Raw genomic sequence first — 15986 nt, forward strand, 5'->3', positions numbered from 1 at the left:
TAAGGAACGCCTCCCATGGCCCTGACTATCCACACCAACTACTCGTCCCTGTTGACCCAGACCAACCTGAACAAGACCAACAACGCCCTGGCCGTCAATCAGCAGCGCCTGGGCACTGGCTTGCGCATCAACTCGGCCTCCGACGATGCCGCAGGCCTGCAGATCGCTACTCGCCTGAGCGCCCAGACTAAAGGCATGGCCATGGCCATGCGCAACGTCAGCGATGCCTCCTCGCTGCTGCAGACCGCAGACGGCGCGTTCGGTGAAATGACTGACATCCTGCAACGAATGAAAGACCTCGCCACTCAATCGGCTAACGGAACCAACAGCGACGATGACCGCAAGTCGATGCAGGCCGAGTACGACGAACTGGGTAAAGAGCTTGGCAACATCATGGAGAACACCGCCTACGCCGGCGAAAAATTGTTCGGCAAGGACGGTACTACCGGAAAATTCGGCGCTGAAATCAAGTTCCAGATCGGCGCCACGGCCGGTGAGACGCTGGACCTGGACGTCAGCGCCGCAGCCGCAGCCCTGGCCACTAGCCTGGATGGATTGTCAAGTCAATACACCACCCCAAGCGGCACCCCGGGCGACGAAATTTCCACCGGCGACGCCGCCAACCTGAAAATCGCTGAATTGGCTGCTGCACTGGATGACGTTGGTGAATTGCGCGGCCAGTTCGGTGCCAACATCAACCGCCTGAACCACACCGCCAACAACCTGGCCAACATGAAAGACAACACCGAAATGGCCCGTGGCCGGATCATGGACGCTGACTTTGCCAGCGAAAGTGCGATGATGAGCAAAAACTCGATGCTGCTTCAGTCCGGCATCTCGATGCTCAAGCAAACCGCGCAAATGCCGAGCATGGTGATGTCGCTGCTGGGCTAAGCCGCACCTGAAGAACCCCAAAAAGCGCCCCCGCCAGCATCCGGGGGCGTTTTTTTGGCCGTGATAAACGAGCCGTAAGCCATGAACTTAGGAAAGTTCTTACATAAAAGCTGAAGTCAAAATGGAAGAATCCTACATCCAATCTGACAACTCTCCTGAGACCCGATGAATACACCCTCTGCGAACATCAAGACCGGCCACACGGAGCAACCGGCCTTTTTCTGCTCGGTGCTGTACAAGCTGACGCTGTTCAAGGGTGACGCAGCTCAGACTATCGACCTGGGGTTCTCAGGGGGCCGCCTGCTTGAGCGGCTGATCCAGGAACCCGGGCAGGTAATTGACCGCGAGACACTGGTCTCCCATGCCTGGAACAATCGCGTGGTCGGACCGGGGAGTCTGAATCAACAGATCTATACCTTGCGCAAGATTCTTGGGGACGAGAAGGATCGCCAGATCATCCAGACTGTTGCGCGACGCGGCTATCGGTTCAATCCCGCATTTGTGCTACCGCCGCAACCTGCCGATAATCACCCCGATGCCAGCGTGGAACCGCCGGTCGGGGACGCACCTGTAGTGGATGTACCTGTCGCGCGCCGAAACAATCGACGGAAGTGGGCGCTAGGCATCACCGCAGCGACGGTGCTAGTGGTCAACTTCTTCACAACCCTGCCGGCGCAATTCCTGGCCAGCCGCCAACAAGTCGGTAAGGACAGTGTGGTGTACGTGGAAAGCCAACAACCACTATTGCAGAAGCTGATCCAGCGCACCCATGGACTCAGCCAGCGGATACTTGATTTGAGTGACAAGCCGGTACAACTGGCAATCGTCGGCGGGGATAGCGGTTACTACCGTATCTACTGCACGCCGCAGGGCGGCGAGAGTCGTGCTATCCGCGTGCAAGACGATCAGATTGAAAACGTCAGTGACAGCCAACTGCGCAAGTGCATGGAATAACGCGCCAACGCTACAGCGCCTTGATGTAGTCCGCCGAACCACCTGAATAACTCACGTGATCATCACTGAACAGCTGGCGATACAAGCCCTCGGCCTGGTGCGTCAGCAGCAGCAATTCGATGCGCCGATTCGCCCCGTTCAACGGATCGTCGGGCAGTAGCGGCATCACGTCCGCCTGGGCGGAGACCTGTAACACCCCCGACAACGGTAGCCCTGCCGCCACCAATACCGAGCGCGCCTGTAACGCCCGTTCACCGGAAAGATTCCAGTTGTCATATGGGCCATTGTCGCGATACGGCGTGGCATCGGTATGTCCACTGATAATCAGCTTGTTCTCGACCCTGACCAACTCCTGGGCCAAGGTCGTCAACAAATTGCGAAAATGCGGGTTGAGGTTGGCACTGCCACGCTCGAACATGAAGCGCTTGGGGTCATCCTTAATCAGAATTCGCAGCCCTTGCGGCACCACATGCACCTCGACGTTAGCCAACGCATCAGCGCGCTCGGCCAGCAATCGCATCAACTCTGCCAATGACTGCAACCGCTCCTGGCTGTCGTACTGCTCGCTCTGCGATGCACCAGGCGTAAATTCCGGGACAGGGGGTTCGACCGACGCCGCCACGCTGTCATCCATCGGCTCCCGGTTGGTGCCGTCGAAGATGCCGGCGCCCAAGTCCAGAACTGAGGATTGGGTGTCACCAATCTGGGCCATACGCTCCGCGTCGGCTTGGGGCTGAATGATCCACAGCACCATGAACAGCGCCATCATTGCCAGAGTGAAGTCGGCAAAGGCGACTTTCCAGGCGCCGCTATGTTCCTCTTCATGGCCCCGCTTGCTACGGCGCTTGACGATGATCTGATCGCTTTTATCGTTACGCCGTCTCATTCAGCACCTCGTCCATCCTCGAAATTGGTGACCCATTTTTCCAGATGTTTGAAGGCCGGCTTGACGTCCTGCTCAATCAGCTTGCGTCCGGCATCCACCGCCAGCAGCGTCGGTTTGCCCGCGACATGGGCTACCAGAGTGGTGCGTACGCATTCGAGTGCCGACAGTTCGGTACGAATTCGCTGGGCCATGGCGTTACTCAAGGGCTCCATCAGGCAATAACAGAAGAAGATTCCAAGGAAGGTCCCCACCAGCGCCGCCGCCACATGCGCACCAATCTCGGCCACGGAACCGCCGATGCTGTCCATTGTGATGATGATGCCCAGAATCGCCGCCAGAATTCCGAACCCCGGCATCGCTTCGCCAACCTTGTGCAGCGAACGCGAAGGCAGCAGAAGGGCGTCGTGCATCGCGTCCAGTTCCTGTTCAAGAAAACCTTCAAGTTCGTGCGCGCTGATTTTGCCCATCGCCATCAAGCGAAAGTTATCGGCGATAAAGGCCATCAGGTTTTTTTCTTGAAGAATCAGCGGGTACTTGATGAACAACTCGCTCTGCTCAGGCTCTTCGATATGCGCGTCCAGGGTCTTGAGGCCACCCACTTCGACGGTTTCCAACAGCTCATACAACAGCATCAACAGTTCACGCTGAAACTGCTCGCCACGGCGCTTGAATGAGAAGACGCCCTTGATCTGAACGCACATTTCAATGAGCACCTCCTTGGGGTTGCCGAGGATCAGGCTGCCAAATGCCGCGCCTACCACAATCAACATTTCGGACGGTTGCCACAGCACACTCATCCCGCCACCGGCCATGGCGAAACCACCCAGCACACAGCCGATAATGATTAATGCTCCTAAAATTTTCTGCACGTTCTAGCTTCTCTTCGTTAAAAAGATGCGGGCCTTGTCAATGGCCTGCTTGCTCAATTGACATACACGGGCATCGCTGATGTCGAGCACCAGGCCGATTTCCTTGAGATTCAATTCATGTTGGTAATACAGCGTCAGCACCAAGCGCTCACGCTCGTCGAGATGATCCAGGGCCTGGGCCAATAGCCGCTCGCTGTGAACACGAGCCTCGACGCAACTGCCGTCATGGCCGAAATCGCGCTCACCATTGAGCAAAAGTGCGTCCAGGCTCTCGATCGCTTCGCCAGCTTCATCTTGCAGATGGGCCTGGTACTGGGCGGCGCTCAAACCAGTGGCCGCCAGCGCTTCGCTCTCGCGGGGCTGGCGTCCCAGTTGACGGGACAATTGACGCAGCAGATCGCGCACCTTGTGTGCTTTCTGCCGCACTTGCCGCGGCCGCCAATCCAGGCGACGCAGTTCATCCAGAATCGCGCCGCGCACCCGCAAGGCGGCAAAGCGGGCAAAATGCTCATCAGGCAGACCATAGCGGCGCAGACCTTCGAGCAGGCCCATCAAGCCGATCTGCTCCATGTCCTCGCGGTCCATCGCCTGGCTGGCTTGCAGGGACAGCTGATTGACGATGCGCTTGACCAGCGGCAGGTACTCTATTAACCACCTCTGTTCAGCGCCCGGCGCCAACAAAGGTGGCCCGGTGACGACCGGGTCGGGGCTATAGACGGCCAGAGAATCGTTCATGGCCTGGACTACTGCACCAGCAACTTGCTGACCAGTATGCTGCGAAACGGCAGGTCAAGACCCTTCGCGGCGAAGTCCTTGCTCAGATCGGCGTCCAGCCGAGCTTGCAGCTCGCTGATGGGCAACACCCGCAGCTCGGCAAACTTGAGCATCGACAGGGAGGCGATAACCGAATTACGCACCATCGGCTCGATCTGTTTGTAGGTACTGGCATGGGCGTTGACATCCACTTGCAGCGCCAGGTCGAGGACGAAGTAATGCTCGCGGTGTTCTCCCGGCAGGTTCACCACGATTTTCTCGATCGGGTAAAACGCGTATTCCGCGATCGTGTGCCGCACCACTTCTCCCGCTGTGGGTTCCAGCTTGGCGACACCGAGGTGGGCGCTGACATAGAGATAGCCGAACACGGCGCTTCCCAGCGTAATAACCGTGTTAATTCCCACAACCAATAAAATGACTCGCGACATTGAAATGACCATCTTTCAGTCCAAATAAGGTTCAGATTCGGGTTTTGCGCCTGAGCGCTACCGGCAGCTAGACCGTGACCAGCACATCGCCGGGGGCGTGTTTTTTCGAATGAATTTCGCCCGGCGCATCTTCGATGGCCTCAGCGATCTCACGCTCATGCCGTTGACGCGAAGAGTCGCGCCCCGAATGGCCTTGGGAGTCGCTGGAAATCTCCACGCTGACCTGCAACGTGTTTTGTTCTACCAACTCCTGGCGCAGGCGGTCGCTGGTGTGTAGCAGCAAGCGAGCAACATCCCCCTGGACGGCCGAAATCTGCACGCTCAAGCGGCCGGGTTCGTGGGTGATGAAAATTTCCAGACTGCCCAGCTCTGGCGGATCCAGGCGAATGGTCGCCTGTTGAAAGCGCTGCTGGACCTGTACCTGTACCGTCTCACGCAGGGCATGCAACATCTGCTCGCCCCAACGCGCCTGCGGTGCCGCTAACTTGAGACCACGTTCCAGCACCGGTGCCTGCGACGCCGTGGCACCCACCAAGGGCGCTGAGAGGGAAGTGACAGGAGGCGCCAGCGGCACGCCCTCACTGGCACTCATGGCGGGGACCTCGTTCGTACTCGGCAGTACCGCCGCAACGGCCTGGGGCGCCAGGCCAACCTGTAGCCACGCACCCAAAAGGCCCGTGGCCTTACGCTGGGGGGGCTGCGCAAGCACCTCTTGCGTTCCCTGCCATGCCTTGTCTGCAGCGACCTTGTGCTCTGACGGGTCGCCCGCTTCTTGCCCGAGGACCATCGCGCCGGCCACCATCGGCATACGCGACAGCAAGCGATCAACCCCTGGCATAGCGTCGGACAAAGCCGGTCGAGCATCGGAGTAGCCCCGAGCCTGCAACTGCACAGCCTGCTGGTTGAGCATCGCGCTCAACCATTGTTGGGGATCCACCCCTGTCTCGTCCGACTCCGGCACGGGTTCATCCGGTGCTGCACAATCGCACCATTGCTGCTGAGGTACAGGCTGCGGTTCTAACGGCAAGAACAACAGGTCGGCGATCCCGTCCGGCGGCTGCGCATCAGTTGGCAGGCCGGGCGGCAACTCGGCGGCCGAGCCAAACCCTGGACTTGAGGAAATCAACGGCACCATGGGCTAGCGCTCCCCCTGCGCACTGTCGACCAGCGAGTAAGCCTGGCGCCCTTCACCAAACTCGGTATGGCGATCAAGAATGGCCTTCAAGCGCATGCACTCATCGGTGCACGAACTGAGGACTTGCCCGTGCAGTTTTTTGAGCGGCGCCAACTCCACCAACGCTTTCTCAGTCAGTGCGCCTGCGTCCCGCAAACGCTGAAGACTTTGGGTAATAAGGGCATTCAGCTCGCCAATGCGCGCCCAGTCTTGCTTGACCTGGGCATCGGCAAGTGGCTGTTGCAGCTGTAAAAGACGACGCAAATCAGCCTCGGGCAGCATGGACGCCCTCCCAACCTTCGCGTATCTGCCCCAACAGGTGCAGGACCTCATCCAGACCAGAGAGTGACAATGAAACACTTACCTCCACCAAGCGATGCACGCAGTAGTCGTAAAGCCGTGACAGCCCTTCCACCATTTCCCCGCCGTTTTCGAAGTCCAGGATGTTGTTGAGTGCATTGATGATATTCATGCACTTCTCCAGCGATTGGCCCTTGAGTTCAAAGCGCTTGGCTTCTATGTGCCCGCGCGTTCGACTGAGTTCGTCCAGCAAGCCGTCGAACAACACAAGGACCAATTCATACGGGGAGGCCGAGCACGCGCGGATTTCCAGATCAACCGCGCGGTAGCTCTCATAGCTTTCATTCATGGGTGCCTCATCCGAACATGCTGAAGGTTTGTTCCATCGACGCCATGACCTGCGCCAGATTGGTGTATTGCTTGAGGTAGCGCTGGTAATGCGCCTGGTACTTGGTTTCCAGGTCTTCGTACTTTTCGTCGACCCGCTGCAACAGGGCGTTGAGGTTGTCTTTTCGCGCCTTCATCGAGCTGGTGCTGCCGCTGGTGTAAGTGGCGAGTTTTTTATCCAGGGTATCGAGCAGGTTGCCTTTGTCGGAGAACAGCTTTTCAAAGGCTTCGGGATTGGCATCGAGCATTTTTTCGAAAGACTTGGTGTCCAGTTTCAACTTGCCATCGGCGCCGGAGACGATGCCGTACTCCATCAACGTCACTCCGCCGAACGGTTCGCGCAGCACCGAGTTGATCATCGCTTTAATCGAGCGGATGCTCGAGTCACCCGCTAACGCCCCGCGCTCACCGTTCTCGCCACCGGAGCCGGTCAGCGTGTCAAACGTGGTGAGGATGTTGTTGATGGCGGTGATGAACTCGTTGAGCTTGTCCTTGGTGGCCGTCTGGTCGCGACTGATATCCACGGTCAGAGGCTTGTCGCCGGCGGCATGGGCCTTGGTGAAGGTCAAACTGACGCCGTCGATCGTGTCCTTGAAAGTGTTCGAACCTTGCTCCAGACGCATGCCACCGGCATCTGCGCCGAGGTAGACCACCGCGTTCTGCGCCTTGGACAGTTCCTTGGCGGAGCCAAGCGCACTTTCCAGCGGACTTCCGGTGGCATCGGTGCTCAATTCGATCCTGGAGTCGGCGCCGGTTTCTTCCGCGGTCAGCACCATGGTCACTTCGCCGCCGCTGCGAACCAGTGTCGCTTTGACGCCCTTGTTATCGGCGTGATTGTTAATCGCGGCGGCGAGTTCTTCCTGGCTCAATTCGCCATCGCCGTTGCCGTCGGCCGCAGCCAGGTCAACGTTGAACTCCACGCCGTTCTGCTTGATGGTCAGGTTACCGCCGTCGGCGGCATCGGTGCCCAAACCACTGAGTGCCACCTGATGACGACTGGCCAGTTGTTCAACAAAAAACTGATAGCTGCCCTCCTTGGCATTGGCGCCTACGGTGGCGCTGGCCATGCCTTCGGAACTGAAAGTGGCGGCGTTGATCACCATGCTTTTGTCAGTACCCTTGAGGCTTTTGACCGCAGCTCCCAATGCCTTGAGTGCAGTATCCAGCGCGGTCACGGCTGCCAGCTGAGCCTTGTACTTGGTCTCATTACGCTGGGCCTGTGCCAGCTCACGCTGTACTTCGTACTCGGCGAGCAGTTTTGCCTGGGACTGAATGTAAGCTGTATCAATTGCCATGTGAGAGATCTCCTTGATTAATAGATAGCAGGACCAATGCCAACCACTAACTAATTGTTTTATAAGTATTTTTTTAAAAAAATGCTGAAACAGACCTTCCGCTTTCAGCGGTCGGGCGGCGTCAGACGGAAGCGCAACTTCCGCCGACAAGGGGTGCGCCGAACCTGTTAATTCAAGGCGACCACGCGCAGTGATTTATTAACCGGGCGACAGCGAGAGATCAGGCAAAGGGAGGAATCAAGCGCAGGCAATGTCAGGTTGCTACTGCCGGTAGATTAGAGGCTGGGGTGGTAGATGCTTTCGGGTTGCTGGTTGAACAGCTGCTGCAAGATATCGCTGTGCATGGCTAACAATTTGCCATTGCGCTCATTAAGTGCGCGGCACCTCATCACCCGCTCCGTCAGGGTGCTCCAGTGCGTTTCCAACAAAGCACTGCGCTCCGGCGCCAGCAACGTGAACAACTGCTCCATCGACCTGGCGTCACCACTCAAACGCACGGCGTGCAATACCTTTGTACGGCGACGCGCGCGCAAGGAGGCGGCATCCACCAGGCTACTGATTTGCTGGTTGGCCAATTCAATTTGCGGGCAATCGCGAGCCATCAACCAGTCGTAAAGGTTGGTCATCAGCCCGGACATCTGCTCATAGCCACTGAGGTCTTCAGCCAGATCCTGTTCAATAACCCGCAGCAATTGCGCTCTTTGAGTCATCGGTCACTGCCGCGGTGATAGGTGAGTATGGCGGCGGCCAGACTGGCGCTGTCAGTGGCCAACTCGCCGTTGACCAGCGCGGCCTTGATCGCGGCCACTCTTTCCAGATCGACTTGGGGCAGTTCGCCGAGGGCAGACTGGATCTGCTGCAGTGCCGGTTTGACCGGCAGCGAACTCGTCACGGCGTCGGCCGGGCCGCTGAGATCGGTCGCTTGCGGGCTCAAGGCCTTGGTTTGGGAGGTATTGGGCAAGCCCATGTGAGGCTGTGGAATGATTTCCATGATGAGGTCCAGAGCGTAGTGATAGTTGACCAAGGCGACCCAACAGGTGACTGCCTTAAATCAAATGTGCGAAGAATATGATTTGTTACGACACCGCCTGATTACGCCACCAGGTCTGACTGGCCAGCCCGTCCTGGATTTTTTGTTCCTGGCGCGACAGTTCGGCCTGCCAGGCCAGTACCTTGCCCTCGATTACATGGGTCAGTACTTTCTCCTGCCGCATCGTCACCAGCAGTTCGTCTTGAATGCGCCGCAGGGTTTGTTCGGCCAGTTTCAACTCCCGTGTCTGCAAATTGGTCATGGCGTGCAGCGTGGCTTTGTACTGCTGCTGATTGTGGCGTTGCAACGGTGTCGTGGTGGCGCTGCTGAACCCGCACAAACGGGCCAGGCCGGCGATATTGTTGCGATAGCGCTGGCAGAGATTCTGTTGGTAGGTAACACGGGCCATGACCTGACGCACCTGAATCCCGCGCAAGTCGGCCAGGCGGCTCAATACTTCGATTCCTTGCTTCATCCGGGCGCCCTCATTTGACGATGCTCTGCAAGGTCGCCACGCACAGGGAGAGTTCAGCAATAGCCCCGACATCCTGGCGCAAAAACCGCTCCAGACTGGGTGCCAGCTTGACTGCACGATCGGTAGCCTGATCCATGCCGGGGGTGTAGCCACCCAACGGGATCAACTCCCTTATCCGCTCATACAGACCGGAATACTCCTTGAACGCCCGCGCAGCACGCTGATGCTTGTGGTCGACCACCTGGCTCATGCAGCGACTGACCGAGGCGGCGACATCAATGGCCGGGTAGTGGCCGACATCGGCCAACTTGCGTGACAACACAATGTGGCCATCGAGAATGGCCCGGGCACAATCGACTATTGGATCCTGCTGGTCATCGCCCTCGGCGAGTACGGTGTACAAGGCGCTGAGACTGCCGGTGGCGCTTTCGCCGTTGCCGGCGCTTTCGACCAACTCCGGTAACATGCCAAACACCGAGGGCGGATAACCCTTGGTCGCCGGCGGCTCACCCAAGGCCAAGGCAATTTCGCGCTGGGCCATGGCGTAGCGGGTCAGGGAGTCCACCAACAGCAATACATCGTTGCCCTGATCACGAAAGTATGCGGCAATGCTGTGGCACAATTCGGCGGCCTTGAGGCGCATCAAGGGTGACTCGCTGGCCGGTGCTACCACCACCACGGCCTTGCGCAAGCCTTCGGGGCCCAGGGAGTGCGTTATAAATTCCTGCACTTCGCGGCCGCGCTCGCCAATCAGTCCGACCACCACCACATCGGCCTTGGTTTGCCGGGTAATCATGCCCAGCAACACACTCTTGCCAACTCCGCTGCCCGCGAACAGCCCCACCCGCTGTCCCTTGCCCAGGGTCAACAATGCGTTGATGGCACGCACTCCAACGTCCAGCGGCTCGCTGACCGGCTGGCGTTTGAGAGGATTGACCTTAGGCAGTTCGACCGACAATGGGTCACGCCCGCTCAACTTGCCCAAGTCGTCCATCGGCTCACCCAGCCCGTTGACCACCCTGCCCAACCATGACTCGTCAATGTGCAGGGCCGCTTCATCGCGGGCGGCAAACACTCGTGACCCAGAACTCAGGCCAACGGGTTTCTTGAACGGCATCAGATAGGTGATCTCGCGATTGAAACCAACGACCTGCGCGTCCAGCAAGCTACCATCCGCCTGCTCGACATAGCAGCGCTGGCCGGTCACCCGCTGACAGCCCAAACTCTCGAGCAGCATGCCGGACATGCGTACCAGGCGCCCACTGACCTTGGCCAGTTGCACGGTCTCCAGCGAACGCAATGCCTCATCCAGCTCGAAGCGTTTGAGCATGACTCACTCCTCCATCAAGTGCAGGTGTTCGGACAACGTTTGCACGCAGGCGTCCAGGCGTTGCTGACATCCAACATCCACCTCGGCCTGGGTGCTGACAATGCGGCACTCTCCCAGCGCCAGCGACTCGTCCGCCACCAGACGCCAGGCCGCAGCCCGGTCGGGAGCCAAATCCTTGATCCGCGCGAACTCCTGCGGGTGCAACAGCACGTGCACGTCTTCGGGTTGCAGCGGCATGCCCGCCAAAGCTTCTTCGACCAACGTTAATAGTTGCGTTGGATTCAGGGTCAGCTCGCAGCGAATCACCTGTTCGGAGACCTTCTTCACCAGCGCCAGCAGTTCCTGGCGCCGCTTGAGCTCAAACTCAGCCATAAAACTGCGCAGCTTGCGATTCACCGACTCCAAGGGTTCGCTGGCTTGATCAAACGATTGGCGGCCTTCAAGCATGCCCTGGACCAGACCTTCACGACGCCCTTCTTCGCGGCCAACGGCAATCCCTTCGCGCTGACCTTGCTCTCGACCCTGGTTAAGGCCTTCCAGGTAGCCTTTTTCGTTGCCTTCCTGGAACCCGTCGGCCACGGCCCGCTGCAATGCGATAGGATCGTCGCTCCACTGCGGCGCTTCACGATCCGGCAACGGCGGAAACCGATAAGGCCGCCAATCAGTGCCCTTCGCATTTACCACTTTGATTGACACACGACAGCCCTCACTCGACGGTTTGCTCACGGAATAACTGCACGGCCAGGCCGCCTTCGGTAGCCATCTCGCGCACCACCCCCATGATTTCCTTGCGCACCTGCTCTACCCGGCTCAACGGTACCGGACCCTGACGGCGGTTCTGCGCTTCCATCTGCTGCATCTGACGCCGAGGCATGGCGCCCTGGATCGCCTTGACCACCGCGGGTTCGGCGCCTTTGAGCGCGACCACCCATTCACTGAGAGGAATGGCCTCAAGCAATGCCTGGAGCACCTCGTCGCTCTGGCGTGAGAGGATGAAAAAGTCATACATCTCATCCTCGATGCGCTCAACCAAGGCGTTGTCGTGAGCGCGCAGAAGTTCAAACATGTGATCGCGGTCGCCCTTGTAGCGGTTCATGATATCGGCGGCCTGCTTGACCCCGCGCACCTGGGAGCCCTGGCTGGAGAGCACCGACAGACTGCGCTCGATCAACAGCTCCAATTCCTTGATCACATCGCCATTGATTTCATTGAGGTTGGCGATCCGGTACAGCAACTCATCCTGACGCCAGCTTGGCATGCTTTCCAGCACCTCACTGGCCATTCCGGGGGGCAAGAAGGCGAGAAATACCGCTTGCATCTGCGCATGTTCCATGGCGATCAGGGTGCCAAACTGTTTGGGATCGACCCATTCGAGCCTGACCATTTTGGCGCGAATTTCCTCGCCGTAGATGCTGTCCAGCAGACCACGGGTGATCTCGTTGCCCAATGCCTTGCCTAACATGCCTGACAAGTAGCTACGCGAAGCCCCCTTGATGCTGCTCTGCTCTTTGTAGTCTTCGAAAAAACGGCTGATGACCTCCGACACCATGGGCTGCTTGACGTTGTTCAAGCGCGCCATTGCCTGACTGATGGTGACAATTTCTTCACGGGAGAAATGCCGCAACACACCAGCCGAAACGCTGTCCCCCATGCTCAACATGAGAATTGACGCCTGCTCGAGGGAGCTCATCGACCGATTCTGCGGCGTGCGTGCCCGCAATTCCTGCATGACGTCAGTTGTGCGAGGGGAAACTGGTTTCATTGCGACCTATCCATTGTTTGAGCACTTCCGATACACGTTCGGGATCGTTTTGAGCAAGCATCTGCAAATGCTCGACTTGCAACTCCAGGCCCGAGCCCGGCGCCGGGAGGCGAATTTCAGAGAGCGGATTGATGGCGCCAAGCGTATGGCCAAATGTGCTGTCCTTGCTCGAGGCCAGAGCTTGGGAGGACGGCTGATTGTCCAGATTCAGCGCCGCCTGTTCACCACCCTCCAGCGTTGCTGGCCCCTCGACACCTTTTATCAGGCGACCGAGTGCCGGACGTACCACCAAGAGCAACAACAGCAGGCTAACCAGAGCAACCACGCCAAGTTTGACCAAGTCATAGAACTGGTCGTTTTGCCACCAGTCCGGTTCAGTCCGGGTCAGATCGGTAGGCGCGAACGGGAAAACGCTCAAGGTCAACACATCGCCGCGCTCGGGGTTGAAGCCCACCGCGCTTTTGAGCATGGCCTCAAGCTGAGCCCGGGCCGACGGGGGCCAGCCGCCCTCTTCGGCGTCACTGGCATTCAACACCACGGCAATGCTTTGGCTACGCAGGTTGAAAGCAGAATGCTTGACGTGGGTGACGCTCTGGTCGTAATCGAGTTTGCGCGTGGATTCCTTGCGCACAGATGTCGCGCCCTTGTCAGCGGTCTGTGCTTCGCTGCCTTTGGCCGGTGCCTGGCCGCCGGCCGGTGGCACCGGGCGATTGCTCAAGGAGCCGGGAACACCAATGGCGAGTCGGTCGAGAACGCTTTCATCCTGCAGCACTTCACTGCGCAAGCGCGGGGAGTCACCAAACGCCTGGAGGGTTTCTTCCTTCTGGCTGAAGTCGATATCAGCCGTGACGCTGATCCGGTAGTTGCCCATGCCAAGGATCGGTGCCAGCACTTGCTCGACATTCGCCGAGGCTTTCTGCTGGTAGTCATCCACTACTTGCCAACTCTGCACCGGGCCGCCGCTGGCGTTGAGGCCACGGGACAACAGCACGCCGTACTGGTCGACCACGCTGACATCAGCCACCTGCAACCTGGGCACGCTATTGGCGACCAGATTGACGATTGCCCCCACCTGCTCGGGATTCAATTGGTAGCCGGAACTCATTTGCACCATGACCGACGCCTTGGCCGGGTCGCGATTGCTGACCACAAAAGAATTGCTTTCCTGCAAGGCCAGATGAACCCGGGCGTTATCGATGCCCTTGAGCGCCATGATAGTGCGTGCAAGCTCGCCTTCCAGACTGCGCTTCAAACGAATGTCCTGGACAAACTGGCTCGTGCCCAGTGGTTCATCCTTGTCGAACAAGCCGTAACCTACTGGCACCGCTACATGCACGCCCTTGGCGCTGAGCAGCATGCGCGCGCGACCCAACTCGGTTTCGCGCACCAGAATCTGGCCGCTCTGCGGGTGCAAATGGTAGGGGATCTGCTCGGCATCCAGCACCTGCATCACCTCCGCCGCCGGGTAAGGCTCGCCGGCGCCATACAATGGGCGCATCGCGCCCAGGTCACGCCACAGGTACATCACTATCCCCACCGCCAGCAAAGCGGCGGCCGCTGCCATTACCCCCAGCCCGATGCGCGGGTCCAGCTTCAGCCCACCCAGTCGGGACCTGACTTTATCGTTGATTTCTTGCAGCACGTTCAGCACTCACTTTCGGTTACAACGGCATTCTCATCACGTCATCGAATGCCGTGGTCAATTTGTTTCGCACTTGCAGCAAGGCACTGAAGGCCACACTGGCCTTTTGGCTTTCGATCATCGCGCCGGCCAGGTTGTCACTCTGGCCGCTGTCCACCGCCGCCATGGCGCGGCTGGCGATATGCTGCTGAGCATCCACTGCACGCATGGCTTCATCGAACGCCGTGACGATCCCGCCCTCGGGCATCGGGTGAAATAGCGCTGCCGGCTGGATGACCGGCTGTTGCATCAGGCTTTTGGCCTGTTCCATCTGATCTAGCAAATGTTGCTGGACGTTCATGATTGAACTCACAGGTATGTCTCCACGCAGGGGGAATGCCAAAAGGCTGAAACGTCAGAGCGCCGGTACTGGCACACCCTGCTCGCGCATCGCACTGAGGCGATAACGCAGCGCGCGCGGGGTCATGCCAAGGCTCTGGGCGGCCTTGGTTTTATGGCCGTTGAATTTACGGATGGTGTCGAGCACATGCTGGTATTCGGCCCACTTGCCAGTGGCACGCAGGGCGGTCTTGCCCTGCGTAGCTGCCATGTCCACCGAAGGCGCCGGGCACGTGGCCAAGCCCAGGTCATGGGGCTGGATAAACAGACCCTTGCGCAAAACCAGGGCCCGCTGCAGTGTGTTTTCCAGTTCGCGCACATTACCTGGCCAAGTGTGCTGCAACAGCGCCTGGCAGGCGGCCGGGGTCAACAGGCATTCTTCATGTTCGTGTGGCGCGTATTGGGTAATGAAACGCCGGGCCAGCGCCAGCACATCCTCGGGGCGCTCGCGCAGCGGGGTGATATGCAGGGGCAGCACGTCAAGCCTGAACATCAGATCTGCACGGAAACGCCCTTCGGCCACCTCGACCGATAAATCGCGGTTGGTCGCCGCGATCACCCGCACGTCGAGCTGCGTTTCGCGGGTGGCGCCAAGGCGCTCGACCCGTTGTTCCTGGAGCACCCGCAGCAGCTTTGCCTGCAAGCCCAACGGCAACTCGCCAATTTCATCGAGTAGCAGAGTACCTCCGTTGGCCAGCTCGAACTTGCCCGGCTGGGCACTGATGGCGCCGGTAAAAGCGCCTCGCTCATGACCGAACAACAGCGACTCGAGCATTTGCTCGGGAATCGCCGCGCAGTTGACGGCAATGAACGGTGCTTTGTCTCTGGCGGCAAACCGATGGATATAACGGGCCATCATTTCCTTCCCCGTGCCGGTTTCACCGGTAATCAGGATCGGCGCACGGGTCGCTGCAACGCGCTGGGCCATCGCCAGCAGGCGCCGGCCTGCCTGGGAACAGGAGACAAAACTTTCCTGGGCAGCCACAGCACCTTCCTGACGCAGCAACAAGGCACGGATCTGTGAGGCGCTGAACGGCGCCAGCAGGTAGTCCACGCAACCACTTTCCAACAAACCAGCGGCGCGATCCTGTTCGGCGTATTCGACAATCGGAATGACGCTGATATGCCGGGCTCGGCGAATCAGGGCGTCGGTCTGCAAGCGCAAGGTGTGAGTGGAAAAGGTGCTGACGAACACAAACACGACTGTGGCTTTGGCCAGTGAAGGGCCTTCCAGCTGCGCGCAACTTTCATAACAGGCGACTGGCCGATTCTGCTGTTGCAAACTTTCGATCAGTGTCTGATAGCCACTTTCCCGGGAATTGCCAATAACGATCACCCCCGATAGTTCTTTGCGAACTTTCGGCTCGACGATACTGTAGTTAAACACTTGATTTACCGGTCTCACGGT

Annotated in this window: 19 protein-coding genes; 2 read left to right on the forward strand and 17 right to left on the reverse strand. The window is 58.8% G+C overall.

What is annotated here, in order from left to right; genetic code table 11:
- Positions 1-15 precede the first annotated feature (15 nt).
- Entirely contained in the window at positions 16-894 is an 879-nt protein-coding gene (lafA, locus tag ACYZT1_RS18190; RefSeq protein WP_462016050.1) for a lateral flagellin LafA, read from the forward strand.
- A gap of 165 nt (positions 895-1059) precedes the next feature.
- Positions 1060-1848 (forward strand): winged helix-turn-helix domain-containing protein, encoded by a 789-nt coding sequence (locus ACYZT1_RS18195; protein ID WP_462016051.1) that lies wholly within the window; start codon positions 1060-1062, stop codon positions 1846-1848.
- Positions 1849-1858: 10 nt separating this feature from the next.
- On the opposite strand, the gene ACYZT1_RS18200 is transcribed toward ACYZT1_RS18195, so the two are convergent.
- From ACYZT1_RS18200 to ACYZT1_RS18280, 17 genes are all read right to left on the reverse strand, one after another.
- Positions 1859-2734 (reverse strand): OmpA family protein, encoded by an 876-nt coding sequence (locus ACYZT1_RS18200; protein ID WP_462016052.1) that lies wholly within the window; start codon positions 2732-2734, stop codon positions 1859-1861.
- On the reverse strand, positions 2731-3603 hold the full coding sequence (gene motA / locus ACYZT1_RS18205; RefSeq protein WP_462016053.1) for a flagellar motor stator protein MotA: 873 nt from the start codon (positions 3601-3603) through the stop codon (positions 2731-2733). The genes ACYZT1_RS18200 and motA overlap by 4 nt, the downstream gene beginning before the upstream one ends.
- Positions 3604-3606: 3 nt before the next feature.
- A complete protein-coding gene (locus tag ACYZT1_RS18210) occupies positions 3607-4338 on the reverse strand; it encodes a FliA/WhiG family RNA polymerase sigma factor (RefSeq protein WP_462016054.1) in 732 nt (243 codons plus the stop codon).
- 8 nt (positions 4339-4346) lie between these two features.
- Complete coding sequence (locus tag ACYZT1_RS18215; RefSeq protein ID WP_462016055.1) at positions 4347-4745, reverse strand: flagellar basal body-associated FliL family protein; 399 nt, start codon at positions 4743-4745, stop codon at positions 4347-4349.
- A gap of 127 nt (positions 4746-4872) precedes the next feature.
- The gene (locus tag ACYZT1_RS18220) at positions 4873-5940 is read right to left on the reverse strand and encodes a flagellar hook-length control protein FliK (RefSeq protein ID WP_462016056.1); all 1068 of its coding nucleotides are present in this window, start codon (positions 5938-5940) and stop codon (positions 4873-4875) included.
- Between the two features lie 3 nt (positions 5941-5943).
- Positions 5944-6261: a hypothetical protein gene (locus ACYZT1_RS18225; RefSeq protein WP_462016057.1), complete on the reverse strand. Its 318-nt coding sequence runs from the start codon at positions 6259-6261 to the stop codon at positions 5944-5946.
- The gene (gene fliS / locus ACYZT1_RS18230; protein WP_462016058.1) at positions 6245-6628 is read right to left on the reverse strand and encodes a flagellar export chaperone FliS; all 384 of its coding nucleotides are present in this window, start codon (positions 6626-6628) and stop codon (positions 6245-6247) included. The genes ACYZT1_RS18225 and fliS overlap by 17 nt, the downstream gene beginning before the upstream one ends.
- A 7-nt stretch (positions 6629-6635) precedes the next feature.
- Positions 6636-7961, reverse strand: a complete 1326-nt coding sequence (gene fliD / locus ACYZT1_RS18235) for a flagellar filament capping protein FliD (RefSeq protein WP_462016059.1) — start codon at positions 7959-7961, stop codon at positions 6636-6638.
- 275 nt (positions 7962-8236) lie between these two features.
- Complete coding sequence (gene flgN / locus ACYZT1_RS18240; RefSeq protein ID WP_462016060.1) at positions 8237-8671, reverse strand: flagellar export chaperone FlgN; 435 nt, start codon at positions 8669-8671, stop codon at positions 8237-8239.
- Positions 8668-8952: a flagellar biosynthesis anti-sigma factor FlgM gene (gene flgM, locus ACYZT1_RS18245; protein WP_462016061.1), complete on the reverse strand. Its 285-nt coding sequence runs from the start codon at positions 8950-8952 to the stop codon at positions 8668-8670. Before flgM ends, flgN begins: the two co-directional genes overlap by 4 nt.
- 85 nt (positions 8953-9037) lie before the next feature.
- Positions 9038-9466 carry a flagellar FliJ family protein gene (locus ACYZT1_RS18250; protein WP_462016062.1) on the reverse strand — a complete coding sequence of 143 codons (429 nt, stop codon included), beginning with the start codon at positions 9464-9466 and terminating at the stop codon, positions 9038-9040.
- A gap of 10 nt (positions 9467-9476) precedes the next feature.
- The gene (fliI, locus tag ACYZT1_RS18255) at positions 9477-10796 is read right to left on the reverse strand and encodes a flagellar protein export ATPase FliI (protein WP_462016063.1); all 1320 of its coding nucleotides are present in this window, start codon (positions 10794-10796) and stop codon (positions 9477-9479) included.
- Between the two features lie 3 nt (positions 10797-10799).
- Entirely contained in the window at positions 10800-11492 is a 693-nt protein-coding gene (gene fliH, locus ACYZT1_RS18260) for a flagellar assembly protein FliH (RefSeq protein ID WP_462016064.1), read from the reverse strand.
- A 10-nt stretch (positions 11493-11502) separates the two neighbouring features.
- Positions 11503-12558: a FliG C-terminal domain-containing protein gene (locus ACYZT1_RS18265; protein WP_462016065.1), complete on the reverse strand. Its 1056-nt coding sequence runs from the start codon at positions 12556-12558 to the stop codon at positions 11503-11505.
- The gene (gene fliF, locus ACYZT1_RS18270) at positions 12530-14200 is read right to left on the reverse strand and encodes a flagellar basal-body MS-ring/collar protein FliF (RefSeq protein ID WP_462016066.1); all 1671 of its coding nucleotides are present in this window, start codon (positions 14198-14200) and stop codon (positions 12530-12532) included. Before fliF ends, ACYZT1_RS18265 begins: the two co-directional genes overlap by 29 nt.
- Before the next feature lie 19 nt (positions 14201-14219).
- Positions 14220-14552, reverse strand: a complete 333-nt coding sequence (locus ACYZT1_RS18275; RefSeq protein WP_462016067.1) for a flagellar hook-basal body complex protein FliE — start codon at positions 14550-14552, stop codon at positions 14220-14222.
- Between the two features lie 42 nt (positions 14553-14594).
- On the reverse strand, positions 14595-15965 hold the full coding sequence (locus tag ACYZT1_RS18280; protein WP_462016068.1) for a sigma-54 interaction domain-containing protein: 1371 nt from the start codon (positions 15963-15965) through the stop codon (positions 14595-14597).
- Positions 15966-15986 lie beyond the last annotated feature (21 nt).

The organism is Pseudomonas sp. PB3P13 (assembly GCF_054897735.1).